The organism is Bacteroides congonensis (assembly GCF_900130125.1).
In the GTDB taxonomy this organism is placed as follows: Bacteria; Bacteroidota; Bacteroidia; order Bacteroidales; family Bacteroidaceae; genus Bacteroides; species Bacteroides congonensis.
Map to the genome: position 1 here is coordinate 257,307 of NZ_FQXY01000011.1, position 25,189 is coordinate 282,495.

Genomic DNA, 25,189 nt, shown 5'->3' on the forward strand with positions numbered 1-25,189 from the left:
ACCAAGAAGAATTTAGCTTTGAAGAACTACGTAGGCTTGCATTGGCTCACCAAGTAAAGGATAACAAAACCGTGATTGGAATATGGGCTAAGCTCAATGGATATTCCAAGAGACGCAAGCAAAGAGATAACAAGGTTTACACCGTTTACATCAAGATGAGCAATGATAAAATAAACTCAATTAATAACTATGACTGATTTAAAATTATGCAAGAAATTCAACGATGGGAAATACAATCATAAGGTTTTGGAACTAAATCAAAACTTGGTACTCCTCAATGATTTATTAAGAAGATTCGCAGAAGTTGGAGTTAATATTACAACTACATTCTACAAACAACTATTACATTCTCCTAATGAAGTGTTTAATGACTATTTAGGAGATGAAGCTTTAAGAAAGTACTGGTATGGCGGTTGTAAATTACCAAGAAGTAAAAATGGTAAAGAACGTTGTAAGATAAATCTTCTTAGGCTAAAATGCAATAATACTCCGGCACTAATAAAATTTTATCATATATGTCTGTATTTAAAAGATACATTTGAAACCTTATACATCATAAAGGAAGGAACAGCAGTTAAAACAGATGATGCAGAGTTACATATAATGCAACAATGTATGGAATTTACACCAACACATGAAGAAACTGATGATGAAAAAGTAATTAAGTTACTTAAAGAGGCTAAAGAGGAAATGTGCAACAATCCTTTACCTCATCTAAAGTCCTAATTCCTCATAAAATAATTAATGAAGACATCCCATAGATTATGTGAATGAATATAGTATTAACAACCTATAGGGAGAACTGTGTAAAACGGTTCTCCCTTTTCGTGTTCATGCATATCAGACTGGCATATATCCCCAAATGGATATGCAACCAAATCCAATTACCTACTACCATGTGAACCTGTAATGGGAATCAAAAACTTATTGGCATTTGAAGCTGTAATATTCCAACGTTCAAATGGGGGTATGGCTCATTTTTGTCATTTACTAATACAGGTACAAATCAGGTTATGGATTTACCTGTTATACTCCAACTCTCCCTGATATACATTCACTCCAACGCTGTCATCTCCTAAATCAATGGATGTGCCAGTCAGACACTAAATTTACAGACATAATGATATGCTTATGGCATAATTCTTATGGACGAGTTTTTCTTCAAATCGTCCTTATATAAGAAGAAAAAAATAACCTTACTTAAACTTAATCTAAAGTCAGATATTTCAAATACACAGATTGCAATTTTATAAATCAAACTTAATCAGAACACAATGAAACAAGAAATCATAAATGGTGGCAATGCCAGATATTTGGGCGAATTAGAAAGATTTAAAGACGGTATTCCTTTTGGCATCGTAAACAAGACAAAGACAGATGTAGGTGGCACTTATGTGGCTGCAAATTGCAGTAGCAACTATATTATCGTATGTCCGTTCAAGGACTTGGTGGATAGTATAGCAGCAGATAAGAATAACAGGTATGAAGTATTCAAATGTTATGCTGGTGTAAGAGAATACCAGTTCAGGAAATATATCAAAAACAATACCACATATAAGATAGCCGTGACCTATGACAGTCTGCCCAAATTAATTGGATGGTTGGGCAATACAGAAGGGTGGAAAGTCTTAGTAGATGAGTATCATTTAATTTTGGAAGACATGGATTTCAGATATGATGCAATTAACGGCTTGATGGAAGAGATACAGAAGTTCAGGCATTATTCTTTTCTGTCTGCCACTCCAATTGACCTTGACTTTGAGATAGATTTCCTGAAACGGCTTCCACATTACAAAGTCCAATGGAATGGAGTGACAAAAATAACTCCTATCAGATACAAGGTCACGCAATTAACCAAAGGACTGGCTAGATTCATACAGATATTTTTGGATGAAGGCATATCACTCCCAGACATAAACGGCAATGTCAGCAAAGTGGAAGAACTATATATTTTCATCAATTCAGTAACCAGTATCAAGCAGATAGCAGACACATTGAAGCTGAATCCAAATGATGTGAAGATATGTTGTGCTGACAGGATTAGAAATAACAAACTGTTGGGTGAATACCAGATTGAATCAGTCAGTAGTCCCAATAAGAAGATTAATTTCTTTACAAAGAAATGCTTTCAGGGATGCAACCTTTTTACCAATAACGGGCTGATAATAGTAGCCAGTGACGCATACAAAACGCAGACTTTGGTGGATATAAGTACTACTATGGAACAGATAGCAGGCAGAATCAGAATCAATGATGAATACCAGAATATCTTTAGGAATGTGATAGTCCATCTGTTCTCCACCAATAAGAATGTTATGAGCGATGAAGAGTTTGAAATGGTGATGCAGGATAAAGAGAATGAAGCTGACAAGTTGTTAAGCGGATGGAATAAACTGGATAAGGAAGAGAGACAGACCTATATTAAGAGGATGAACCTAGACACTGAACTAGTCTCCATCATTAATGGCAGGATGGTGTATAATAATCTGAAAAAACAATCCTTCATTTATAAGCAGGAACTAAGGAAGATATACAGAGATGGTATCAGTATCAGGGACAGTTTTATGCAATCAGAAAAATTTGAGCTTACCAACCAGAATGAATGGGAGGATTTCAATATAAAACTGGCAAAGGCAATGACTGTCAGTTATGAGCAATTACTGAAAGATTATCTGGATTCCCCTTCTGAATCTTACGAACAGGAATATCCTGAATTTCCACTAATCAAAAGGTATTTGAAGGAATCTGAAATGAATACTCTTAGATGGAACAGGGAGAAGATGCTAAAAGCTGTAGAGGACAAGAAACAGGTAAATAAAGCCCTCTTGGCTATATATCAGCCTGGCTTTATCAGCAATCAGGACTTGAAAGGCAAGTTGAAGGATGAGTTTGGCAGATTGGGAATCAAATTATCCCCCAAAGCTACCCTGATAGAGAATTGCACTCTTTACAATGTGGAGAAGGCAAGCAGGAAGATAGATGGAAAAACTGTTAGTGGGTATGAACTTGGCAAGATGGTATTTACCTTTGAATAAGAATCTACCAATATGACAGAACAGGACAAGAATAAAGCTCCAGACCATTAATAAGGTTTGGGGCTTTCATTTTTCTATATTTATAATTACCTTTGTTCTTTACATAATTGATTTATATTCAAATAAATAAAATCTTATGGAAATGAAATATGAAGAACTATTAAAGGAAAAAGAATGGGAAGTTAAACGCTATGAGATATTGGCTAGAGATAATTACACTTGTCAAGATTGTGGATGCATAGGTATTAACAATGATATATTTTTCCCTATTTCTAAGATTGGTGATTTAAACAAGCTACTTCCAGATATTTTATTAAATGGTGATAATTTAGAATCATTTTGTAATGGTATTAATTGGGATGGTAGGGCTATGAAAACTCCAGTCCATTTGCAAGTAAAAATTTTAAATAATAAATTATGTATTTATACAATCAATACACATTCTATATTTGAATCCCCATTTCTTTTTGCAGCAGATAATGAGGTCTCAAATATCCATTTTAAAGAGATAAATATAAATGATATCTGTCTATCATACAAAGATAGAAAAGTTGAAAAGGGAAGATTGTTTGCCTTTTTATTTAAAGAAGATATGGGGCAGACGAACTATGCAGCAATAAACTATTCTTGCAAAAATGAAAAACTTGAAATACTAGAACTAAATATATTTTTTGAGAATAAATATTTTCATTATTCTTTCTCTCATTTACATTATTGCAGTGAAGGGACAGTTTTCAATTTTATTCCATTAAATATTCATCACCAATATTATATACGTGATAAAAAGCCTTGGGAGTATGATAATAATGCTTTAGTAACCTTATGTTCACGTTGCCATCAAAAAAGACATCAACAAACAAGTACTCCATTGTACACATTAGATAGGCAATTGATTTATTCTGCCTTGCCTGTATGTGACCGTTGTCAAGGAACTGGCTATTTGCCTCAATACCGTTATTATATGGGAGGGATATGTTTTAAATGTCATGGTGAGGGTGTGTGCGAATATTAGATACGCCCTATTAATGTCTGAAATTGTTATCTAATATCTTATAAACCTACCTATTTTTATCATAGACTTTTATTGGATATAAATATATTTCCCAGGGATAATTGATATTTTCTTGAAAGTTAGGATTTAGTAAATAATATTCATAAGTTTTAAAAGGTAGCCATTCTCGTGATAAGAGGCATAATTTAGTACGATACATATTCCCTTCTTTATTTAATTTCACTCTTCTTTCAAATTTCCAGTTGGATTTCTTCCTGAAATAGCAATATATTAGAGCAGAACTATTTGTATCATCTCCTTTTAAGTTAATATCTATAACCCAATCATATGGAATAATACCAACTTTAATAGCTTTCATTTTGTTATTTTCTGTTAGTTCCTCATTTGAACATCTAATGTATTTTCCTTCTGTATCTTGTACCACATTAATTGTTTCTGTTATAATCTCTATTCCATTAAAAAATGCATCCTTTATTTCTCCTCTTATATGTGAATATCTTCCAAACTTATTATCATTGTTAGGATAATATTTCTCATAAACATCTGCATCTACCAAATAAACTCTACTACAGCGTTTTTTACTATATATTTCAGACTTCAATCTGGATATATATTCATTAATTATTTTTTGGTGAGCCAGTTTATCTCGCATAGACAATCGTTTAGAAAGAAAGAAAATATGATATGCAATAAAGGTTGATATAATGATACTAAATATTGACAAAGCAACTTCCATAGTTTATTCAATTAGTTATTTACCGCAAAGATAAAAAAATATATGGTAAGATTACAGTTTTATGTATTTTCATTGATAATCATTAATATACACCAACTCTGATGTACGGTATCTTAAAATCATCCCCCCCCTTTTTATTGAGGAAGTGTTTTTTATTTGGAGTTTATGCTTTGATAAAGTGAAATTATCAGTCAGACAGTGAGCATGAGGTATATATTATGCACTCTATAGCGGTGTAACTACTCTACACCCCCTTACCCATTATTGGAAAAATAAAAGGATAACATGAATTGCTATTCAGCCCACAAACCTTTTGAACTTCTGAAATATGCAGACTTATCAATGATTTGTATATGTCTACGTATATAGATGCACAAAAAGAAGTGGAATGAATAGTACTTCATATTAAGCCCTCATTTTGTCCTTAAATACACTATTTACTAATCTATTATTATGCGTATGGAGAGTTTAAAAGTATTATTAACGTTTGGGATAATTCTAATTGTGCCAGTAGTCTTAATGCCACAGTTCTTTATTGGATTATTAATTCTGATTGTGGCTTGCTTAGCTTTCAGACAGAGGAATTTCTAATATTAACTAAATAAATTACAGATTATGGAATCAACATTACAGATTATGCCAGTACAGAGAATTAGTAGAAACTTTGGTGAATTTGCAGAAGAAGCGGTAATAATTGAAGAACCAGTAAAGCCCAAAAAAGTAAACCACTTTATAGAAGCAAATTCTGTAGAAGTCACTTTAGACCATTTAAAGAATGAGAATGTGATACCAGTTTTCAGCAAGGATAATGAACTGACTATTTCGCATCCGCAATTCATTGAAACGGTCTGGGAAGCTGCCAACTCATTCTATAGTGGTGAACAAATCGAGCAGCCAGATATAAGGTGCAGCCATGTGATAAAAGGAAGAAAACCAGAAGCCATTAACAAGCCAAAGAACCTGTTAACGGAAGCTGACACTACCCAATATTACGAAAGATGCGCTTTTGCCATAGATATTCCATCTATCTATGAAGATGTATCTGGCAACAGGCTTAATCTTTCTATAGTTGGTGTTCGTGCCTTGAATAGAGAGAATCTGGCAACTAAGAAAAGCCCAGAGTTATTCAGACTGGCTGTTTCATTCAAGAATCAGGTTTGTTGTAATATGTGCGTTTTCACAGACGGATATAAGGACGACATAAAAGTAATGAGCACAAAGGAACTGTTTAGGGCTACATTGGAACTACTTAATAATTTCAATGCAGCCAAAAACATACATTTGTTGCAAACGCTTGGCGATTCCTACCTGAATGAGCACCAATTTGTGACCTTGCTTGGCAGAATGAGACTTTATCAATGTCTACCACAGGGGTATCAAAAAGCAATTCCACGTATGTTATTTACTGATACACAGGTTAACAATGTGGCTAGGGCTTATATCAATGACGAGAACTTTGGCAGCTTGGGAAATGACTTGTCTATGTGGAAACTTTACAATTTGCTCACAGGTGCAAATAAGAGTAGCTATATAGATTCATTTTTGGATAGAGCCTATAATGCTACAGAACTTGCAACAGGTATTTGTTCCGCTTTACATGGTGATGATAATTATCAGTGGTTTCTTAGTTAGTGGTATTTGAGAATACACAGGATTGTCAAATACAGAAAAAGGGCATCTATATAATAAAGTATAGGTGTCCTTTCTTTATTCTGTCACTTATTAATAATCAAAGATTTATGTTACAAACGTTAGTAGTCGTTACATTCTGGATTATAGTTTTCTTTATTGCATGTGCAGTTTCACCTATTGTATTCTTCTTCATGATTATTTGGACTATATATCAATATTTCAAATTATTATGTTGAGGGTAGTACATGAAGTACTAATAAGGGTATCTATATACTATATATAGGTACTCTTTATTAGCTATAGCCAGTAGTATAATATTCACTTTGTTAATTAGTGAATGTTTTGCTAATAATCAGTAAGTTAGATATTCCAACTGAAAAATAATATTCACTTATATTAGTTTCACTATAAAACAGAACGTTATGTCACTTAAATATTCAAGTACAACAGCAGATTATCTGCAATGGAGCGAAGCCATGAACTTAATAAGAAAGTTGGCAAGGGATAGTAACTATAAGATGTCACTTCTTATCGCTTTGGGATGTTTCACAGGTCTAAGAATTTCTGATATTCTTGCTTTAAGATGGAATCAGATATTAGATGCAGAAGAGTTTACCATTACAGAGATTAAAACAGGGAAACAAAGGACAATTAGGATTAATATGCAGCTACAGCAACATATCAGAGATTGTTACGAGCATATAAATCCAGTTGGCATAAATGCACCTGTATTGATAAGTCAGAAGGGGACAGTGTACACAGTTCAGAGAATCAATGTCATGTTGAAGGAGATTAAGAAAAAATACAGGCTACAAATAGACAATTTTTCGTGTCATTCTCTTAGGAAGACCTTTGGCAGACAGGTCTACAACATGAATAACGATAATTCAGAGCTTGCACTTATCAAGCTCATGGAACTATTCAATCATTCCAGTGTATCAATTACTAAAAGATACTTGGGATTAAGACAGGAAGAATTATTAAATACCTATGATTGTCTTAGTTTTTAACACACAGGTTTAGTTATAATACAAATGCTTTTCGTATATTTGTGCCGTTCCAGTAATGGAATAACATATTTATTTAACGAAAGGCGTTTTGCATTATCCTTGTTCCAGAATTTCGCCAAAATTTTACACTACGAGGATATGCACAACGCCCATGCTTGGCTATATACCTGCTATTTAGCAGAATATCATAGTCTAGGTGTGGGCAACTTGTGTGTATTTGTAGTGTGGGTGTTTGGCGATACCTTGGAACAGATATGCTGATAGTTCCCACACCTTTTTTGTATGTAGAATTGTATCTATTGGGAACTGGATACAACAAATGATAGACTATGGAACAGGCATATTTACAACTAGTCCCTACCTCTCAAACAGTATGTAGACTGTTAAAATCTTCACTAAATCCAGAGATTAGGCATTTTTATCTTAAAATCTTTGGGTAAATAAACTAAGTAATTATTATATTTGTGACAAAATAAAGTATTATAGCAACCAATTATATGCTATCAGTTCTCTAGTACTTTAAATACTATGATTAACAACTTCCTTGGGGAGAATTGGGGAGTATAAAGTAGAATAAAGAGATACTTGCGTCATTATTACTCCAACTGTAATAATTGCAACATATTTTTTAATACACACATTTTTTATTTTTGAAGGTATGAAATACTTAATTTTATTATTCACTTTTATCTTCTGCACAAGTTGTGGCGGAAGAAGAAGCGGTACAGATATTTATAAGGATGCAAAATCCCATATGTTACCCTCTGATGAATTGGTTTGTACCCAAGCAGGTGGTTCTATCATTGTGAAGAATGGTAATAAGAGATACAGAATATATGCTGATGGAGAACGTAGAGAAGTAGTAATACGCTATAAATAATAATATCAAATTGATAATTGAATATGTTGAAATGGATAAGTAAAATATTTCCTCGTTCTTCTACATCTGTAAGAGAAGAAAACAACATAGTACAAAGTATTGCAAAGGCAAAAACTCTACACAGAGAACTTATATCTAAAGCTCATCCAGATAAAAATCCTTCTAAAGAAGAATTAGCTAAAGTCTTAACAGAAGAGATTAATAACAATAGATATAATTATCGTGAATTATTAAAATTAAAACAAAGAATAGAAACTGAATTGTAACATATGAATGTTGTTGATTTTTTTAAGAATTTATTAAATTCTCTATTAGACGGTTCGTTTGAACGTATGAGAATAATAAATGCAATGAACCAAAGTTTTAAAGAAACTTACTACTCTGGAGAAATAGATAGATTATGTAAAGTATCTATAACTAGTGGAAATGACAATTATAGACATGAAATGAGTGCATTTTTTTTAAGAAGCGGTTTTAAAATATCAATAGAAAATGATAACACCTTAAAAGATTCTGAAATAAGAGATATTTCCCAATACATATTATCAAACAAGGCATTTGTAAGACAATTGATGTCATTGGGATTTGATACTTTAATTATAATAGGAAAGACTACAGGTAAGGCAATGCAATATTGTTTAAAAGATTATACAAGATTAAGTGGTTTTTCATTAGAGTAGTTTTTAATTATGGTATATAGTTCAACAATAAGCCGTTTAAATCAGTCTTTAAGGAGTAAAGACTTAATACAATGTATGATAGAGCAGAATTATGTTATAAAGAAAGATTACGTAAGTAAATGGTTTTCTGTTCAGGAAGTATCTAAGGAGGTTTTAGATAGTGAAATGAAGGTTACATTCAATAATGGGAACATTCTAAAATATGAAACTTTATCCTATATTATTACAGGGAATGGTAGTACCATAACCTCTCTTAAAACAATAGAGTTTAAAAGTAAGGAATGTATCATTATAAAAGAATATATTGATGGAAGAGAGACAGAATCTAAATATTTGACTCAAGAAGAGTATTGGGGAAAGCCTAAAATTGGCGTAATAACTTTTAAGAGTTATGATGGGAAAACACATCATTCATATTACAGTCATGAAGGAATAATTCTTGAATCAAAGGTTTATGATAACAATGGAAAACTTGAAGAACGAAATACATATTATTATAATGATAAAAAATTACTTTATCAGATTATTTCAGAACGCCAAGGGAAACGATATATAAACAGATATGAATATGATGATAGAGGTAATCAAATTTATGCAGAATGGTATGATGATAATGGAGTTAGAAAGCAAGGTATAACTAGGTATAATCAATATAATGATATTGTGTTTGATGATAATTGGTGGGGAGGAAAGCGAATAAAAAAAGAATTTGAATATAGCTATGACGAATATGGCAATTGGTTAAAATGCCGAGAAATGAATAATGGTATTTATACTAGATTTTCGATTAGACAATTTAAATATTTAAATCGTTAAACTATTTTACTTATGAAGTTAAGATTACTATTAATCAGTGTCATTACTGTAATTAACATAGCAGCCTGCCAACATAAACAGCAAACACCTATTTCTGCTGTAGATAGTACATTACAAACTAATGCTACCTCTATTCTGGAAGAAAAATTATCAGTGATAAATGCCCAATCTGGGCAAGTTATAGTTATGGAAGTTCAGACAGGGCAAATTAAGGCTTTAGTTGGACTTACTAGGAAAGACAGTGCGAACTACCAATCATGCGAGAACTTCTCTGTATGGCAGTCTACTGGTCTGATGTACCCAATATCGTTATTGGCAGCTTTAGAAACTGGTAAGGTGAAGTTGAGTGATAAGGTTGATACTGGAAATGGTATCTACCAAGTTCAAGGCAGAGAACTTAAAGACCATAATTGGCATAGAGGTGGATATGGTGAGCTTACAATACAAGAAGGATTGGCAGCTAGTTCCAATATTGCCATTTATAAGACAATGGAGAAGGCTTTTGGCGATAATCCTCAAACCTTTTTTGATTTACTTGCTAATATGAGCTATGGTAAACCAGATAGCATCACAGGAATAGCCAGTCTGCAACCTTACAAGATTACAGAAAAAAATATCACTTGGAATTGTATAGGATATGGACTGTCTGTTTCTCCTATTCAAGTCCTTACATTCTACAATGCTATCGCCAATAACGGGAAAATGGTGCAGCCTCAACTATACAAGGGCAGTGTAGTGGTTATCAATCCCCAGATAGCAGATAAGGCTAGTATTGACAGCTTGAAACTGGCACTGGCATATAATGTAACAGACGGACTGGGGCAACCTGCCAAGTCAGATAAGACTACCGTAGCAGGAAAACAAGGCACTATCATAGTCTCTACAGATAATGGCAATACGATGTATGCGGTGGAGTTCTGTGGTTACTTCCCTACTGACAATCCCAAGTATAGTATTATTGTTTCCATTAACAAGACTGGTTTGCCTGCAAGTGGCGGACTGATGGCAGGTGATGTATTTAAGAAGATAGCTGATTATATTAATGACTGGGAAGTATGAGTGTAATAGTGTTTATTATTTGCCTTATTTCGTGTATAGCAAGTATAATAGGATATTTGAGAAGAAAGTATAAGTGGTCTAAATACAAGTCAGACCGTCATGATGTACATAAACTACACCATTATGATAAACGAAGTCCTTATGATATATATATATATAAATATAACTCTAGTGGTAGTATATATGAACCAACCCCTTATAATGTATATAAACTATTTGTTGGACAAAACAAGAATAGGGATTACCAACAAAGAAGGGAGCATGATTACTTTTGGTATAGCTATGATAGGTATGATAGGTATAAATTGACAAGTTCCAAGAAGTATATATTTACAAATATAGTCTTGTGTATAGCAATGGCAGTTATGATTATTCATTATACCTTTCTGGTTATGGACGGTGTTGCTATTTTAGAGGGAGGTTATCAATATATTCCACTACTAATATCTGGGGCTATTTGTACAAACAAATTAATCACTAAATACAAAGCATACAAGATAGCAAAGGTTATTTATAATATATATGATAATATGTTGCCTCAAATAATAGAAAGGAAGAAGGTAAATCTAAGTTTTAAATATTTAGGAGAGTATGTTACTCTTGAATTCAAATTTGTTCCGCATTCTCACCTTCGACAGATAGATGAAATAGATTATGAATGGGGGGTGATAGATGTATTTATTGCTATAAACAATAATGAAACACTGTTAGAATTTTCATATTATTGGAGAAAGCAACAATGAATATAAACATTTGTGCAAAATGTGATTCTAGGAAATAAACGGAAGAAGGAGTGAATGAATTATGATAAGAATGACAAGTAATGATTTTTATAATTTCTTGGAGAAGGTTTTAGAGAGATACGAAGCAGGAGAGCTATCAGAGGAGGAAGCAAGACAAATGATAAACGATGTTGATGTCAGAGACTACAAAGCAGACCCACGTCCAATAGCTGATATTCCTGCCGAATGGTCTACAATGATAGCAACGCCAATTATAGCTAATAAAACTAATGATTATGTTACTAAAGACACTAAACAAGTTAATAGAGGAGAATAACATAGACCCAGAAGAGTTTGCTAAAGACCCTTATGGTGTTATTGACAGACTGGAAGATGAAGAGTTGAAGTGGAAATTATTAATGGCAATGGAGATACAGGATTAATAACTATAAACCTTAAATGAATTAATATGACTGATAAACTAATGCCAAATAAACAACCGGAGTTTTTCACTCCCAATGCTCCAATTAAATACGCAATGGCAGGAGGAAGAGGAGTAATGATAGGTTGCGGAATTATGATAGTCTTATATGTCATAGGCGTAATTATAGGACTATGCTTGGGATATGGTTGGAGCAGCCTTCTTCTGCCTTTCCTTCCATTTATCGTAATTGGATTTATTGGCTACATTTGGGAGATGTTTAAGAAGTTCTATAATCTAGGATATGATGAGAAACGTAGGATATAAATCAAGAACAGGCAGCATTTGAAACAATTCACTTGTTGCCTTTTTAGTTCATTTCCTTCTCTTCTTAACTAATTTATGCTTATCCTTCTTGGATGAATTAGAGAAAAGCATTTCTAACATTTCCCTTGTAATAGGTAAATATGTGACCTCTGTTAATCTAGTTTCTCTAATCTCTTGTGGTAAATAATGAATTGTGTTATTCTTCTTTGGTGTTACTTGCATATTTGTATGAAAATAAATAGGTTGGTAATTGATTTATCTATGGCAAAGGTACTGATAAGAATCAGGTAAATCTAATACAAGATATACATTCTGGATTATTGGAATATATGTGCGTATATCTTCAAAAAGATTTGATTTGAAGTAGCAAGGAAAAACAATTCTTGTAACTGATTCATGCCAGATATTTATGATTTTATTTTTTCTACCTGTGAGATATGATGAAACTAAGTCATTGATAAGGTGGTAAGTGAAATTTCATTTACTGCCTTATTTTTTATAATACAGTGAACTGGAATATTGGATAAATTTGTTTCTTTGCAGTCATTGATTTTAAAAGATAATACCATGAATGAATATGTAGATTTTTATATGCAGAGATGCTTGCAGGTAGCCACAAGCATAGATGACAAAAGCAAACATATTATATTGAACAATATCAAGGCTATAAATTATGAGGAAGCTGTAAAACTCGCTGAAACCATAATCATAGATGATAACAAACGAAAATTATTGCTAAGTGAAGAAGTCTTTGTTAACGATAGTACTCTAGCTCAATATTTAGAAAGAGAGGAACTGGATGCGTTAAAATTATGGAGATTATCCGTATTGCTGTACGCTATGATAATGGGATGTAATGTTGCTGAACTATCCATATCTGTAGCAGACCAATATTTAGACTTGTTCAACCACCTAAACGATGGAATGAAGGTTGCAACTATTGAAGTAGTGGGTAGGTTGCCAACAGAAACGAAGAAAGGTAAATCGCCCACTAAAACCAAAAAGTTTACTATCTCTAGTGAACTACTGATTAATAAAATAAAACAAGCTTATTTAGAACTGCAAGATGATATTGTAACAGTAGATAACTTGAAGCACTATACAATTGAGAGGATTACCACTATGAATGAAATAGCAAACAAAAGAATCTTGAACTATTATTTTGCACAAGAATTGAAAGCCTTCTTGAGCAAATACAAAGGTGGAAAAATGTCCTCAAACAGAAAGAAGCTTGTTTTATACATCCTATACTTGTTTGGTCGTTTCAAGAACAATATTCCAGTAAATACAGATAATTATAGAGCATTAACGCGCGACTATAATAAATCCCCAATAAAACTTTCTCTATTCACAGTAAACGGGCAGTCGTTCCCCTTAATCTTACTGCCTAATCCAGAAATTGAAAAAATAAGGTCTAAATATAGAAAGTTCATAGAGGAAATGTGAAATTTCGAGATAATCTGATTTTTCACGAAAAGTAATTTATGGCTCCTTACCTTTGCAGCATAAATAATAACTAATTGCTGTAGGAGGCAGCGTAATAAAGAGAAATGAAAAATGAGAAAAATTTATTAAAAGAAGAATTTTTATTAAAAGTTATTGCCTTATCAACATTGTTAGATAAAGGCTTTAAGATAGCTAGGCTATCAGGTAATCGTAACTTTGACGAAAAGGTGGTTAAAGCCAAAATGAAGTCCATGAAGGCAAATGGAATGTTAGTTCCCGCTATCATAGTGGATGCAACGAAGGTTATAGAAGCCGGATTGGAAATTGTAGATTTTGAAACGGGAGAAATCATTAGTGAAGCTGATGCAGCCCGGTACGTTGTGTTAGTGGATGCAAACCACCGTTACAAAGCTCATCTAAATCTTCTGGAAGCTAACAAGGACTTAAAAGATGAAGAAAAGTACAAAGGTGAGTTCTATCTTATCTATGCTTTGAATGAAGAAATTACAGTCTCGAGAATGTTCTCAGAAATTAACATTTGTACAAATCCTTGGAAGGGGGGCGACTTTCCTAAGGGGGCTAAAATGGCGTGCAAAGAGGAACTTCCGCTACTTGATTTTATCGTGGAGCTTACTGAACAAGGTTATCCATTACCCACTGCTTCCAAATGGGGAACGTTTAAAGCGGGTATTACTAAAGAGGTAATGGCAGATGCAATGGCGGGTAAGATAAGTGATAAATTGCGGAAAACTAATGGATTGGAAAGAGGTGAGAGATTATTAAAAGCGGCATCCAAACACCTCTCTAAAGAGGTCCTTAAAAGTCGAACCCTCATTGATTGGGCTATCAATGAATACGAAGAAGCAGATGATGAACAAAAAGTTAGTGTGATTAACAGTCTGGTTGGCTTCTTTTCAAGTTTGAACAAAGAGAAGGCAGAACAGATAGAGAAAGCCAAAGGACAACGAGGTGGTGATACCAAAGAGACCATTATAAATCGTCTTCTTAACAATTTCTACGAGCAATACACACAATCTCAAAGTGCTTCTACTGATGAGTAAAATTAAAAGCCAGTTATCGAGATGATAGCTGGCTTTTTTATCTCTATTACAAGTGATGCCAAGAAATTATATCGTGAACCAACTAGTCACTGTTGTGTTGGAAGAATGTCGTATAGAATATTCTGATAGGATAAATGTTTTATTTTAATTGCTTTCTTTTCTTAAATAATTGGTTGTTATGGCTAGAAGATGTATTTTTGTAGTGGTTGAAATGAGATGTTGTCACAGAATTTAATAACCGATTACGTAATTGCTTGATAATCAATATAGGTAATAAAGATAGCGTGTTTTTATTACTTTTGCCGTATTAACAAGCGAAATATTTCCAAAAAGATGCGCAAAGTATACTACATCTATAATCCACAGACCCAGACTTATGACCGGATTTACCCTACCGTGCGGCAGCGTGCACTGAGTTATTTGCGCCGGCTTTTCTATGGTATGGGGTTGGGAGCGGGGTGTTTCATCATACTGCTCCTTATCTTCGGCTCTCCGTCGGAGAAGGAATTAAGAATCGAGAACAGCCGCCTGCTGGCACAGTATAATGTGCTTTCACGTCGTCTGGATGACGCTATGGGAGTGCTTCAGGATATTCAGCAACGTGATGACAACCTCTATCGGGTTATCCTTCAGGCAGACCCGGTTTCTCCGGCTATCCGCCAGGCGGGTTACGGTGGCACGAACCGTTACGAGGAATTGATGGATTTGGCGAACTCGAAACTGGTTGTGAATACCACTCAGAAGTTGGACGTACTTTCCAAGCGTTTGTATATCCAGTCCAAATCTTTCGACGATGTGATAGATATGTGCAAAAATCACGATGAAATGTTGAAATGTATGCCTGCTATACAGCCTATTTCAAACAAAGACCTTCGTCAGACAGCATCCGGTTATGGTACACGTATCGACCCGATTTACGGTACGACGAAGTTCCATGCGGGGATGGACTTCTCCGCTCATCCGGGGACGGACGTTTATGCTACCGGAAACGGGACAGTGGTCAAAGTAGGATGGGAAACCGGATATGGCAACACGATTGAAATCGACCATGGTTTCGGTTATATGACACGTTATGCGCACTTGCAGGGATTCAATACAAAGGTCGGAAAGAAAGTGGTGCGTGGTGAGATTATCGGAAAGGTAGGCAGTACGGGAAAGAGTACGGGGCCGCATCTCCATTATGAAGTGCACGTGAAAGGTAAGGTCGTGAATCCGGTAAATTACTATTTCATGGATTTGAGTGCGGATGATTACGAGAAGATGATTCAGTTGGCAGCCAATCATGGTAAGGTATTCGATTAATCTTTTTAGAAAAGGAGTTTGGTTATGCTAAATACGGATAAAGAACTGAAACTATATTATTCGATAGGAGAGGTGGCCGATATGTTTGGGGTCAATCCATCCTTACTTCGTTTTTGGGAAAAGGAGTTTCCGCAAATTTCTCCCAGGACGATAGGGAGAGGGATACGTCAGTATCGCAAGGAAGATGTGGAGACAATCGGGCTTATTTATCACTTGGTGAAAGAAAAAGGAATGACACTGCCCGGTGCCCGACAACGTCTGAAAGATAATAAGGAGGCTACGATTCGTAACTATGAGATTGTGAATAAACTGAAAGCGATAAAAGACGAGCTTTTGGCTATCAAACGGGAATTGGACGGACGTGAGTAGGATTATATGAATTTTTTAGGCACGGATTACACGGAATACACGGTTTCAGTTAGCCAAGTTCTTAAAACCGTGAAATCCGTGTAATCCGTGCCTACTATTTTATTCTTCCACGCGACTCACCTGCTTGATATTCTGAATCTTCTTCAGATTATTGCAGATTGTTTTCACGTCTTCCACATCGTGCACCCATAACTGTATTTTTCCTTCAAAGATACCATCCTCGGTTTCGATGGTCAACTTGCGGATATTTACATTGAGTTGCCTTGAAATGACTTGGGTCACTTCGTTCAGAAGTCCCATGCTGTCTATACCTTTTATATATATATATACGAGGAAAGAAAGCTCTTTGTGTGTATCCCATTCCGTAGCCAATATACGGTTTCCGTAACTGCTCTTCAGTTTGGCAGCGACGGGACATTGGCGTTTGTGAATAATAATCCGGTCGTTCTCATCCACGTAACCTAGCACGTCATCACCCGGAATCGGATGGCAGCATTCTGCCATGATATATTTCTTTTGCAGGCTTTCTTCCGTCAACTTGAGTACTTGCTTCGGGTTGATTTTTTCTTTTTCCTGTGGCTCTTTCTCTTCCTGTTGTTTCTCTTTGCTGTTGCCGAAAGAGAACGTAAGGTATTTCTTCCAGTTACTGGTTTGTTTTTCTTTCAGTTCATTCTTGTCCGCTTCTCCCAAGATGATAGCTTTACTGCCGATAGCAGCCAGCAATTCTTCTTCGTTCTTGGCGTTGTGCAGCTTGCGTAGCTTTTCAATAACGGAATCATCCGGACGGATTTCCTCCTTCTTCAGGAACTCACTAAGTATCTCTTCTCCGATTTTCTGATTAGCCTTCCGTTCTTTGCGGAGAATCGCCGCTATCTTGGCACGGGCACGGGCAGTGGTAGCGAATACTTCCCATTGTGGTTGTACGCGTTGCGATTTCGAGGTTAATATTTCTACTTGGTCGCCACTTTGCAACTTATGGCTTAGCGGCACTAATTTATGATTCACCTTGGCACCAATACAATGGCTGCCGATATCCGTGTGCAGGGAAAAAGCAAAGTCGAGTGCCGTAGAGTTCTGCGGCATAGTCTTCAATTCCCCTTTCGGTGTGAATACAAATATTTCAGATGCAAATAAGTTCAGCTTGATGGTATCCAGGAAGTCGATGGCATCCGGTTGCGGGTCATCCAATATTTCCTTGATTGTTTTCAGCCATTTTTCCAGTTCGCCTTCGTCTTCGCTACCACCGCCTTCTTTGTATTTCCAGTGGGCGGCAAAACCTTGTTCGGCAACATCGTTCATCCGTTCGCTACGGATTTGAACTTCAATCCATTGTCCGTTATTACCCATCAGAGTGACGTGCAACGCCTGATAACCATTTGCTTTCGGGTGACTCACCCAGTCGCGCAGACGGTCGGGATGTGGCTTGTATATCTTGGAGATAGAAACGTAGATATCGAAACAATCGTTGAGCTCTTCTTCCTCGTTACGTGGTTCGAAGATGATTCGGACAGCCAGCAAGTCAAAGATTTCTTCGAAAGGAACATGCTTGGTCTGCATCTTGTTCCAAATGGAATAGATTGATTTTACGCGGGCAAGTATCCGGTATTTCAATCCCATTTTATCGAGCTGTGTACGGATAGGAGCTGTGAAGTCATTGAAAACCTTGTCGCGCTCGGCAGCTGTGGCATTCAGTTTCTCTTCTATTTCCGCATATTCTTCGGGGTGTTCATATTTGAAACTCAGGTTCTCGAGTTCAGTCTTGATCTTGTAGAGACCCAGGCGGTTGGCCAATGGAGCATAGATATAAAGCGTTTCTCCTGCAATCTTGTATTGCTTGTTGGGCAACATGGAACCAAGGGTGCGCATGTTGTGCAAACGGTCGGCTATCTTGATGAGGATTACACGGATGTCGTTGGACATCGTGAGCAGTAACTTCTTGAAGTTCTCTGCCTGTGCCGAGGCACGGTCGCCGAAGATACCACCGGATATTTTAGTCAGTCCGTCTACAATTTGGGCAATCTTCGGGCCAAAGATATTCTCGATGTCTTCTACCGTATAATCAGTATCTTCCACTACATCATGCAGTAAAGCCGCACAAATAGAGGTCGAACCAAGACCGATTTCATTGCATACGATACTTGCGACAGCAATCGGGTGCATAATATAAGGTTCGCCGGAACGGCGTTTGATACCTTTATGCGCTTGATTGGCGAAGTTGAAAGCCTTCGTTATGATTTCGACTTTCTTGCGATGTTTTGTGCTGAGATAATCATTCAGTAGTTCGTGGAACGCCTGATTGATCATCTCTTCGTCAGCTATTTCTTTTGGGGGCAGATTATCCATAATTGTTATCCTTTCACTTGCTTGGTTTTGCAAAAATAAGCAAATTTCCGAACCGTGCAAGCGGGAAACCGTTTATTTGTATATTTTCAATCGTTTTCCTGCGGCAATCTTTGTACTGGACAGTCCGTTCCACCGCTGTATATCCTTAACTTTAACACCATATCTTCCTGCAATAGACGACAAAGTGTCACCACTTTTTATCGTGTGATAGGTCGGTTTGCCTTTACCGGCAACGGCTGTTGTCGCTTTGCGTGTTGCAGGCGTAATGTCTTTCACAGCCACAGTCTTACGGTTACGGAACAACTCGTCGGCACGATGCGCATAAATCGTATCCTGTCTGTCGATGAAAGTGCTGATGGCTTCGATAGGCAAGCGGAGTGTGTAAGGCTTGCTGTCACCCGGAATCATTGACTTCTTATATTGCGGATTCAAGCTCTTGACTTGATCCAACGGAACATTGCAAAGGTCGGCAATCTGTTCGAAGTGCAGGTTCTTGTTGACTTGCACTGTATCCGTACTTGCCGGAATGTTTGTTTCCATCGGGCAGATGTTATGGTCGCAGTAGTAAGTCATTACGTAGTTGGCTGCGATAAAGGCAGGTACATATCCACGTGTCTCTTTAGGCAGATAATTGTAGATTTTCCAATAATCTGTTTCACCATTGGCACGGCGGATGGCTTTGTTGATAGTACCGGGGCCGCAGTTGTAAGCGGCAATCACAAGATTCCAGTCACCGTAAATGGCATACATCTCTTTGAGGTAACGGGCAGCAGCCCAAGTCGCTTTAATCGGGTCGCGGCGGTCGTCTACCAGGCTGTTGGATTCCAGACCGTAGATTTTTCCTGTATTTATCATAAACTGCCATAAACCGGAAGCTCCGGCACGGGATACGGCCGAAGGATTCAGTGCAGACTCGATAATCGGAAGGTATCTCAGTTCCAACGGAAGCCCATATGCATCCAGCGCTTCTTCAAAAATAGGCATATAGAAGTTGCAGGCACTCAACATGAACGAAACCTGATTGCGTAAACGTCCTGCGTACATATCGATGAATTTGCGTACAATATCATTGTAAGGCATCTCCATGACGGCCGGGATGCGTGACAAACGGTCGATGTACACAGAGTCGCTGAACAGAGGATTGATATCCGCCGTGCTGCAATCTTTGCCTAAATCAATATAGTTTTTAGCTTTCCAGTCATTCAACAGACTGTCGAGAGGGTATGTCATACTTATAGGCAAGTCGATGCTTTCCTTGCGTTCAGTTCCATTTTCACGAATCACTACATCTACACTTTGCGCCTTTACTTGAGACGTTGCTACCAGTAAAAGGAAAATAATCGAACAATAGTTTACTAATTTCTTCATGCTTCAATAATAAGATCAATCTAAATTGTGTTTTTTAAAATCGTAATACGCATTGCAAGCCAACCGACTTGTTCTTCAGGCTACTCGAGCGGAACTGATTGTTATTGTCGATAACAGCCGGTTCTACTTTCATACTCAGGTCGGGAGTTATATCGAAGTTGGACAACTCTGCATCCACATACGCGTCGATGATGGAGATAAGATAAACTCCGATAAATGCAAATATACTAAGATCCCGGTAACGCCGGAACATATCTTTTCTTCGCTTTAATGTATTTTTCAACTGCTCCTCGTTGTAAGTAGCGTTGGGTGGCAGCAAATCCTCGTAACTTTTAGTGTTCGGATTGCTGTCCATGATGTCCAGATAGGCTTGTGAGTAGTCCTTGTACATCTTGCCGTTCCAACTCAATGCATACGCACAACCGGCAAATCCGCCATATATAATAGGTAGCTTCCAGTATTTACGGTTGTAAATCTGTCCGCCGCCGGGGAATACGACTGCCAGCCAGGTCGCTTTGGTCGGATTCGGGACAAATATCTTCTTGTTAATATCCTGTGTGGGCGGAACTGTGTCTGTCTTGACAACGATAGATGCGGGTTGCTCTATCTTTTTCAACTCCTTCTTGTTCACTGCGTCCAGGCTGTCCGCTATCTGTATCCTGGCAGCCGACAGGCTATCGATGGAAGGAAGTTCCTTGGACGGTATAATCCGGATGGAATCTTTCTTCAGCGAGTCCTGCGCCGCCGGTTCACGATGCCTTCGTGCACGGGCTTTCGGCGCTTCCCGCTGTATGATAGTTGTGTCTTTCTGCACCGGAGTGACAGTGGATTGTGCATACACATCAATCCCTGCCACCTGTAGAAAACAGAGAAGCAGGGCGATGACGGGTAACTGATATTTCTTACTTATTCTAGTCATTTACTTCTTTAACGTATCGAAGATTTCCATGATACGCTCCAGTTCCTCTTCGTTGCCGAACGGAATACTGATCTTTCCTTTCCCCTTTTCAGAGCAAGTGAGTTGTACCTTGGTGTTGAAAAAGCCCGAGAGTTGTTGTTTCAATAAGTTGAACTCTTCCGGAAGTTTGGCACGTTTCGGAGTTATTTTCCGCGTACCGCTTTTCACAGCTTCTCCTTCGCTTAATGATTTAACAATTTCTTCTACTTTACGGACAGAATATCCGTGCTCTTGTATCTCTTCGAATATTTTAACTTGTAGTTTGGGGTCGCCCAGTGAAATGAGCGCACGTGCATGCCCCATGTCCAACTGTTTGTTTTGCAATGCCATCTGTATGGGAGCCGGCAGTTTCAGCAGGCGCAGGTAGTTGGCGATTGTCGTACGGTTTTTGCCGATACGTTCGCTCAAGCGTTCCTGTGTCAGTTCATACTGGTCGAGCAGATGCTGGTAGGCAAGTGCGATTTCTACGGCATTCAGGTCTTCACGCTGTATGTTTTCAATCAGCGCCATTTCCATCATGTTCTCGTCGTCGGCGGTGCGGATGTAAGCAGGGATTGTTTTCAGTCCCGCTTTTTGCGAAGCACGGTAACGGCGTTCTCCGGCGATAATCTGATATTCATCGTCCGAGACTTTACGCAAAGTAATAGGTTGGATAATGCCGATTTCGGCAATCGAGTCAGCCAGTTCCTGCAAAGCCGTTTCGTCAAACTCACGGCGCGGCTGGTTGGGATTGACGGCAATCTTTGCCAACTCTATTTCATTAATGGAAGAAGAACCTTCGGTTTTCACGTCATCCATCGAGAGCAAGGCGTCGAGTCCGCGTCCTAATGCATTTCTTTTTGGTGTTGCCATATCTTCTTCTTTTATTTATTCCGGTTGATAATCTCTTTAGCAAGAGCTAGGTGGTTCTTGGCGCCGGTAGAGTCCGCATCGTAAAGGATGGTCGGGATACCGTAGCTGGGAGCCTCGCTCAGTTTGACATTCCGTTGGACAACGGTGTTGAACACCAGTTCCTGGAAGTGGCGTTTCACTTCATCGTATATCTGGTTCGCCTGGCGCAGACGTGAGTCGTACATCGTGAGCAGGAAACCTTCGATTTCAAGAGCCGGATTCAGTTTCGATTTGATGATTTTGATGGTGTTCAGCAGTTTGCTGATACCCTCGAGAGCGAAATATTCGGCTTGCACGGGGATAATCACCGAGTCCGCCGCTGTCAGGGCATTAATCGTAATAAGTCCTAATGAAGGCGAACAGTCTATCAGGATATAGTCATATTCTTTCTTCAAGGGTGTGAGCACTTCTTTCAGAATCTTTTCGCGGTTTGGGAGGTTCAGCATTTCAATCTCTGCTCCTACAAGATTGATGTGCGAAGAGATTACTTTTAAAGAATCAATTTCTGTGTCGAGGATAGCGTCCTGTACGTTGGCTCTGTCAATAATGCATTCATAGATAGTGCATTCCGACTGCTTGATGTCTACTCCCAGTCCGGAAGAGGCATTCGCTTGCGGGTCGGCATCTATCACGAGTACCTTCTTTTCGAGTGTAGCAAGTGAGGCTGCGAGGTTAATCGTAGTCGTAGTCTTTCCTACACCGCCTTTTTGATTGGCCAAAGCAATAATTTTTCCCATATTCTCTAAATTTATTGGCAGCGAAATAAGTGATAAATCCTTAGAGCGCCTACGAAAAAAGAGAAACTTTGCAATTTCTGTTGATAAGTCACCTGTTTTGTTAATAACTGTCGGACGAAACAGCCACAAAACCAAGACAGGTTACTCATCTACTTTTCTCTTTGTGAGCCTGCAAATATACATATTTATATTGGATATTTATTTCTTTTTTTGCTCGCTTGCAGAAGATTAAGATTTGTAAACGGGTAAGAGTGGGGGTGGGAAGATACTTTTCATCTGATGAGTAGAGGGTTTGGCAGTACGGCTTCTTTTTGCTACTTTTGTGCGGATATTAAAAAGGAAAGGATTGAATATATGGAAAATGAAAAGCCGTTGATACTCGTATCGAATGACGATGGCGTGATGGCTAAAGGTATTAATGAACTGGTGAAGTTTCTTCGCCCTTTGGGGGAAATTGTAGTAATGGCACCTGATTCCCCACGTTCGGGCAGCGGTTGTGCGCTGACGGTGACGCAGCCTGTTCATTATCAACTGGTCAAGAAAGAAGTAGGATTGACGGTCTATAAATGCACGGGTACACCGACCGATTGTATCAAACTGGCACGAAACACAGTACTCGACCGAATGCCGGATCTGGTAGTCGGTGGTATCAACCACGGAGATAATTCGGCCTCAAATGTGCATTATTCCGGTACAATGGGAGTGGTGATTGAGGGTTGCCTGAATGGGATTCCTTCCATAGGCTTCTCTTTGTGCAACCATGAGCAGGATGCCGATTTTGATGCTGCCGGCCCTTACATCCGCAGCATTGCCGCGATGGTACTGGAAAAAGGACTTCCCGCTCTGACTTGTCTTAATGTGAACTTTCCGGATACAACTGATATAAAAGGAATAAAGGTCTGTGAACAAGCAAAAGGGCATTGGAGCAACGAATGGACTGCTTGTCCCCGTCTGACCGACCCGAATTATTTCTGGCTGGCGGGTGAATTTACCGACCATGAACCCGAAAACGAGAAGAACGACCACTGGGCACTGGCAAATGGCTATGTGGCTATCACTCCGACTACCGTTGATGTGACGGCATATGACTTTATCGACGAATTGAACAAATGGATAACGGACAAGTGATAATGGAGAATGAATGACATTCTTTTCCTCATTCTTTATTCTTCATTATCTGTAATCTATTAAATATGAAGTATTATCTGATTGTCGGCGAAGCATCCGGCGACTTGCACGCATCTCATCTGATGTCTGCCCTGAAAGCGGAAGACCCGCAGGCTGATTTCCGTTTTTTCGGGGGCGACCTGATGGCTGCTGTCGGCGGAACAATGGTAAAGCATTATAAGGAATTGGCTTATATGGGTTTTATTCCCGTATTGCTTCATCTGCGCACCATTTTTGCGAACATGAAACGTTGCAAGGAAGATATCGTTTCCTGGAATCCTGATGTAGTAATCTTGGTGGACTATCCGGGGTTCAACCTCGATATTGCCAAATTCGTGCATGCCAGGACGCAGATTCCGGTTTACTATTATATTTCTCCGAAGATATGGGCATGGAAAGAGTACCGTATCAAGAATATAAAGCGTGATGTGGACGAGCTTTTCTCTATCCTTCCTTTCGAAGTGGAATTTTTCGAAGGAAAACACCAGTACCCCATTCATTATGTAGGCAATCCTACGGTAGATGAAGTTACTGCGTATCAGGAAGCACATCCGAAAGACTTTGAAGCATTTATAGCGGAGAACCAATTGGAGAATAAGCCGATAATTGCCCTTTTGGCGGGAAGCCGGAAACAGGAGATTAAGGATAATCTGCCGGATATGTTGAAGGCGGCATCCGCTTTTTCTGATTATCAACTTGTTTTGGCAGGAGCTCCTGCCATTGCTCCCGAATACTACAAGCAATACATGGGCGATGCGAAAGTGAAAATAATCTTCGATCAGACATATCGGCTTTTGCAGCATGCGAACGCGGCTTTGGTCACTTCGGGTACAGCTACTCTTGAGACGGCTTTGTTCCGCGTTCCCCAGGTCGTTTGTTATCATACTCCTATCGGGAAAGTCATTTCATTCTTGCGGCGTCATATTCTGACGGTGAGATTTATTTCATTGGTCAATCTGATTGCCGACCGTGAAGTGGTGAAAGAGTTGGTGGCGGACACAATGACCATAAAGAATATACAGCAGGAATTGAAGAATATACTTGGAAATGAAAAGTATAGAAAACAGATGTTTAAAGAATATGAGTATATGGCAGAACGGTTAGGCCCTGCCGGTGCTCCCCGTCATGCAGCGCGTGAAATGCTAGCCCTGTTGAAAAAATAACTTTCTTTTTCTGAATAAACGTAAAGCCGATGCAATATTTGCACGGCTTTTTTA

26 protein-coding genes are annotated in these 25,189 nt (G+C 38.0%); 20 read left to right on the plus strand and 6 right to left on the minus strand.

All coding sequences use genetic code 11. The annotated features are described in order from the left end of the window. Positions 1–189: 189 nt before the first annotated feature. The 3 genes from BQ7997_RS18595 to BQ7997_RS18605 all read left to right on the plus strand — a co-directional run bounded on the left by BQ7997_RS18595 (position 190) and on the right by BQ7997_RS18605 (position 4,047). Positions 190–726, plus strand: a complete 537-nt coding sequence (locus BQ7997_RS18595) for a hypothetical protein (RefSeq protein WP_073347615.1) — start codon at positions 190–192, stop codon at positions 724–726. 548 nt (positions 727–1,274) lie between these two features. Beyond that, entirely contained in the window at positions 1,275–3,035 is a 1,761-nt protein-coding gene (locus BQ7997_RS18600) for a DEAD/DEAH box helicase family protein (RefSeq protein WP_073347616.1), read from the plus strand. Positions 3,036–3,171: 136 nt separating this feature from the next. Beyond that, entirely contained in the window at positions 3,172–4,047 is an 876-nt protein-coding gene (locus BQ7997_RS18605) for an HNH endonuclease (protein WP_073347617.1), read from the plus strand. A 46-nt stretch (positions 4,048–4,093) separates the two neighbouring features. Here BQ7997_RS18605 and BQ7997_RS18610 read toward each other — a convergent pair whose 3' ends face one another. Continuing rightward, positions 4,094–4,783, minus strand: coding sequence for a hypothetical protein (locus BQ7997_RS18610; protein WP_073347618.1), 690 nt, complete (start codon positions 4,781–4,783; stop codon positions 4,094–4,096). A 615-nt stretch (positions 4,784–5,398) separates the two neighbouring features. On the opposite strand from BQ7997_RS18610, the gene BQ7997_RS18615 reads away from it, so the two are divergent. From BQ7997_RS18615 to BQ7997_RS18675, 15 genes are all read left to right on the plus strand, one after another. After that, a complete protein-coding gene (locus BQ7997_RS18615) occupies positions 5,399–6,415 on the plus strand; it encodes a DUF3871 family protein (protein ID WP_073347619.1) in 1,017 nt (338 codons plus the stop codon). Positions 6,416–6,837: 422 nt separating this feature from the next. Next, positions 6,838–7,425, plus strand: coding sequence for a tyrosine-type recombinase/integrase (locus BQ7997_RS18620; RefSeq protein ID WP_073347620.1), 588 nt, complete (start codon positions 6,838–6,840; stop codon positions 7,423–7,425). Between the two features lie 658 nt (positions 7,426–8,083). Continuing rightward, the gene (locus tag BQ7997_RS25410; protein ID WP_139260932.1) at positions 8,084–8,305 is read left to right on the plus strand and encodes a cupin domain-containing protein; all 222 of its coding nucleotides are present in this window, start codon (positions 8,084–8,086) and stop codon (positions 8,303–8,305) included. A 23-nt stretch (positions 8,306–8,328) separates the two neighbouring features. Further along, positions 8,329–8,571 carry a hypothetical protein gene (locus tag BQ7997_RS18625; protein ID WP_073347621.1) on the plus strand — a complete coding sequence of 81 codons (243 nt, stop codon included), beginning with the start codon at positions 8,329–8,331 and terminating at the stop codon, positions 8,569–8,571. Positions 8,572–8,574: 3 nt separating this feature from the next. After that, entirely contained in the window at positions 8,575–8,985 is a 411-nt protein-coding gene (locus tag BQ7997_RS18630) for a hypothetical protein (protein ID WP_073347622.1), read from the plus strand. A 75-nt stretch (positions 8,986–9,060) separates the two neighbouring features. Continuing rightward, positions 9,061–9,801 (plus strand): hypothetical protein, encoded by a 741-nt coding sequence (locus BQ7997_RS18635; RefSeq protein ID WP_073347623.1) that lies wholly within the window; start codon positions 9,061–9,063, stop codon positions 9,799–9,801. A 12-nt stretch (positions 9,802–9,813) separates the two neighbouring features. Next, complete coding sequence (locus BQ7997_RS18640) at positions 9,814–10,860, plus strand: penicillin-binding transpeptidase domain-containing protein (protein WP_073347624.1); 1,047 nt, start codon at positions 9,814–9,816, stop codon at positions 10,858–10,860. Continuing rightward, positions 10,857–11,603: a hypothetical protein gene (locus tag BQ7997_RS18645; RefSeq protein ID WP_073347625.1), complete on the plus strand. Its 747-nt coding sequence runs from the start codon at positions 10,857–10,859 to the stop codon at positions 11,601–11,603. The genes BQ7997_RS18640 and BQ7997_RS18645 overlap by 4 nt, the downstream gene beginning before the upstream one ends. Positions 11,604–11,664: 61 nt before the next feature. Next, positions 11,665–11,919: a hypothetical protein gene (locus BQ7997_RS18650; RefSeq protein WP_073347626.1), complete on the plus strand. Its 255-nt coding sequence runs from the start codon at positions 11,665–11,667 to the stop codon at positions 11,917–11,919. Beyond that, a complete protein-coding gene (locus BQ7997_RS25630) occupies positions 11,879–12,025 on the plus strand; it encodes a hypothetical protein (RefSeq protein ID WP_162494036.1) in 147 nt (48 codons plus the stop codon). Before BQ7997_RS18650 ends, BQ7997_RS25630 begins: the two co-directional genes overlap by 41 nt. Before the next feature lie 26 nt (positions 12,026–12,051). Continuing rightward, positions 12,052–12,330, plus strand: coding sequence for a hypothetical protein (locus BQ7997_RS18655; protein ID WP_073347627.1), 279 nt, complete (start codon positions 12,052–12,054; stop codon positions 12,328–12,330). 567 nt (positions 12,331–12,897) lie between these two features. Next, complete coding sequence (locus tag BQ7997_RS18660; RefSeq protein WP_073347628.1) at positions 12,898–13,776, plus strand: hypothetical protein; 879 nt, start codon at positions 12,898–12,900, stop codon at positions 13,774–13,776. 104 nt (positions 13,777–13,880) lie between these two features. After that, complete coding sequence (locus tag BQ7997_RS18665; protein WP_097677836.1) at positions 13,881–14,837, plus strand: hypothetical protein; 957 nt, start codon at positions 13,881–13,883, stop codon at positions 14,835–14,837. 333 nt (positions 14,838–15,170) lie between these two features. After that, on the plus strand, positions 15,171–16,139 hold the full coding sequence (locus tag BQ7997_RS18670) for a M23 family metallopeptidase (RefSeq protein ID WP_073347629.1): 969 nt from the start codon (positions 15,171–15,173) through the stop codon (positions 16,137–16,139). 24 nt (positions 16,140–16,163) lie between these two features. Continuing rightward, on the plus strand, positions 16,164–16,508 hold the full coding sequence (locus BQ7997_RS18675) for a MerR family transcriptional regulator (RefSeq protein ID WP_044657075.1): 345 nt from the start codon (positions 16,164–16,166) through the stop codon (positions 16,506–16,508). A 99-nt stretch (positions 16,509–16,607) separates the two neighbouring features. Here the strand turns inward: BQ7997_RS18675 and BQ7997_RS18680 are convergent, their stop codons facing one another. The 5 genes from BQ7997_RS18680 to BQ7997_RS18700 all read right to left on the minus strand — a co-directional run bounded on the left by BQ7997_RS18680 (position 16,608) and on the right by BQ7997_RS18700 (position 22,805). Then, a complete protein-coding gene (locus BQ7997_RS18680; RefSeq protein ID WP_022138063.1) occupies positions 16,608–18,851 on the minus strand; it encodes a RelA/SpoT family protein in 2,244 nt (747 codons plus the stop codon). A gap of 72 nt (positions 18,852–18,923) precedes the next feature. Then, a complete protein-coding gene (locus tag BQ7997_RS18685) occupies positions 18,924–20,219 on the minus strand; it encodes a lytic transglycosylase domain-containing protein (RefSeq protein WP_044654556.1) in 1,296 nt (431 codons plus the stop codon). A gap of 34 nt (positions 20,220–20,253) precedes the next feature. Next, on the minus strand, positions 20,254–21,138 hold the full coding sequence (locus BQ7997_RS18690; RefSeq protein WP_073347630.1) for a DUF5683 domain-containing protein: 885 nt from the start codon (positions 21,136–21,138) through the stop codon (positions 20,254–20,256). Beyond that, positions 21,139–22,029, minus strand: a complete 891-nt coding sequence (locus tag BQ7997_RS18695; RefSeq protein ID WP_022138066.1) for a ParB/RepB/Spo0J family partition protein — start codon at positions 22,027–22,029, stop codon at positions 21,139–21,141. An 11-nt stretch (positions 22,030–22,040) separates the two neighbouring features. Further along, positions 22,041–22,805 carry a ParA family protein gene (locus tag BQ7997_RS18700; protein ID WP_022138067.1) on the minus strand — a complete coding sequence of 255 codons (765 nt, stop codon included), beginning with the start codon at positions 22,803–22,805 and terminating at the stop codon, positions 22,041–22,043. A 354-nt stretch (positions 22,806–23,159) separates the two neighbouring features. On the opposite strand from BQ7997_RS18700, the gene surE reads away from it, so the two are divergent. Next, positions 23,160–23,933, plus strand: a complete 774-nt coding sequence (gene surE / locus BQ7997_RS18705) for a 5'/3'-nucleotidase SurE (RefSeq protein WP_044654554.1) — start codon at positions 23,160–23,162, stop codon at positions 23,931–23,933. A gap of 65 nt (positions 23,934–23,998) precedes the next feature. Further along, complete coding sequence (lpxB, locus tag BQ7997_RS18710) at positions 23,999–25,135, plus strand: lipid-A-disaccharide synthase (RefSeq protein WP_073347631.1); 1,137 nt, start codon at positions 23,999–24,001, stop codon at positions 25,133–25,135. Positions 25,136–25,189: the final 54 nt, after the last annotated feature.

What these genes read in the sequence shown, in the direction of transcription:
- BQ7997_RS18610 (WP_073347618.1), bottom strand. Translation starts at nt 4,783, where the DNA reads ATGGAAGTTGCTTTGTCAATATTTAGTATCATTATATCAACCTTTATT.
- BQ7997_RS18685 (WP_044654556.1), bottom strand. Translation starts at nt 20,219, where the DNA reads ATGAAGAAATTAGTAAACTATTGTTCGATTATTTTCCTTTTACTGGTA.
- BQ7997_RS18640 (WP_073347624.1), top strand. Translation starts at nt 9,814, where the DNA reads ATGAAGTTAAGATTACTATTAATCAGTGTCATTACTGTAATTAACATA.
- BQ7997_RS18665 (WP_097677836.1), top strand. Translation starts at nt 13,881, where the DNA reads ATGAAAAATGAGAAAAATTTATTAAAAGAAGAATTTTTATTAAAAGTT.
- BQ7997_RS18675 (WP_044657075.1), top strand. Translation starts at nt 16,164, where the DNA reads ATGCTAAATACGGATAAAGAACTGAAACTATATTATTCGATAGGAGAG.
- BQ7997_RS25630 (WP_162494036.1), top strand. Translation starts at nt 11,879, where the DNA reads ATGTTACTAAAGACACTAAACAAGTTAATAGAGGAGAATAACATAGAC.
- BQ7997_RS25410 (WP_139260932.1), top strand. Translation starts at nt 8,084, where the DNA reads ATGAAATACTTAATTTTATTATTCACTTTTATCTTCTGCACAAGTTGT.
- BQ7997_RS18620 (WP_073347620.1), top strand. Translation starts at nt 6,838, where the DNA reads ATGTCACTTAAATATTCAAGTACAACAGCAGATTATCTGCAATGGAGC.
- BQ7997_RS18635 (WP_073347623.1), top strand. Translation starts at nt 9,061, where the DNA reads ATGATAGAGCAGAATTATGTTATAAAGAAAGATTACGTAAGTAAATGG.
- BQ7997_RS18625 (WP_073347621.1), top strand. Translation starts at nt 8,329, where the DNA reads ATGTTGAAATGGATAAGTAAAATATTTCCTCGTTCTTCTACATCTGTA.
- BQ7997_RS18660 (WP_073347628.1), top strand. Translation starts at nt 12,898, where the DNA reads ATGAATGAATATGTAGATTTTTATATGCAGAGATGCTTGCAGGTAGCC.
- BQ7997_RS18695 (WP_022138066.1), bottom strand. Translation starts at nt 22,029, where the DNA reads ATGGCAACACCAAAAAGAAATGCATTAGGACGCGGACTCGACGCCTTG.
- BQ7997_RS18615 (WP_073347619.1), top strand. Translation starts at nt 5,399, where the DNA reads ATGGAATCAACATTACAGATTATGCCAGTACAGAGAATTAGTAGAAAC.
- lpxB (WP_073347631.1), top strand. Translation starts at nt 23,999, where the DNA reads ATGAAGTATTATCTGATTGTCGGCGAAGCATCCGGCGACTTGCACGCA.
- BQ7997_RS18655 (WP_073347627.1), top strand. Translation starts at nt 12,052, where the DNA reads ATGACTGATAAACTAATGCCAAATAAACAACCGGAGTTTTTCACTCCC.
- BQ7997_RS18605 (WP_073347617.1), top strand. Translation starts at nt 3,172, where the DNA reads ATGGAAATGAAATATGAAGAACTATTAAAGGAAAAAGAATGGGAAGTT.
- surE (WP_044654554.1), top strand. Translation starts at nt 23,160, where the DNA reads ATGGAAAATGAAAAGCCGTTGATACTCGTATCGAATGACGATGGCGTG.
- BQ7997_RS18650 (WP_073347626.1), top strand. Translation starts at nt 11,665, where the DNA reads ATGATAAGAATGACAAGTAATGATTTTTATAATTTCTTGGAGAAGGTT.
- BQ7997_RS18690 (WP_073347630.1), bottom strand. Translation starts at nt 21,138, where the DNA reads ATGACTAGAATAAGTAAGAAATATCAGTTACCCGTCATCGCCCTGCTT.
- BQ7997_RS18600 (WP_073347616.1), top strand. Translation starts at nt 1,275, where the DNA reads ATGAAACAAGAAATCATAAATGGTGGCAATGCCAGATATTTGGGCGAA.
- BQ7997_RS18595 (WP_073347615.1), top strand. Translation starts at nt 190, where the DNA reads ATGACTGATTTAAAATTATGCAAGAAATTCAACGATGGGAAATACAAT.
- BQ7997_RS18630 (WP_073347622.1), top strand. Translation starts at nt 8,575, where the DNA reads ATGAATGTTGTTGATTTTTTTAAGAATTTATTAAATTCTCTATTAGAC.
- BQ7997_RS18700 (WP_022138067.1), bottom strand. Translation starts at nt 22,805, where the DNA reads ATGGGAAAAATTATTGCTTTGGCCAATCAAAAAGGCGGTGTAGGAAAG.
- BQ7997_RS18680 (WP_022138063.1), bottom strand. Translation starts at nt 18,851, where the DNA reads ATGGATAATCTGCCCCCAAAAGAAATAGCTGACGAAGAGATGATCAAT.
- BQ7997_RS18670 (WP_073347629.1), top strand. Translation starts at nt 15,171, where the DNA reads ATGCGCAAAGTATACTACATCTATAATCCACAGACCCAGACTTATGAC.
- BQ7997_RS18645 (WP_073347625.1), top strand. Translation starts at nt 10,857, where the DNA reads ATGAGTGTAATAGTGTTTATTATTTGCCTTATTTCGTGTATAGCAAGT.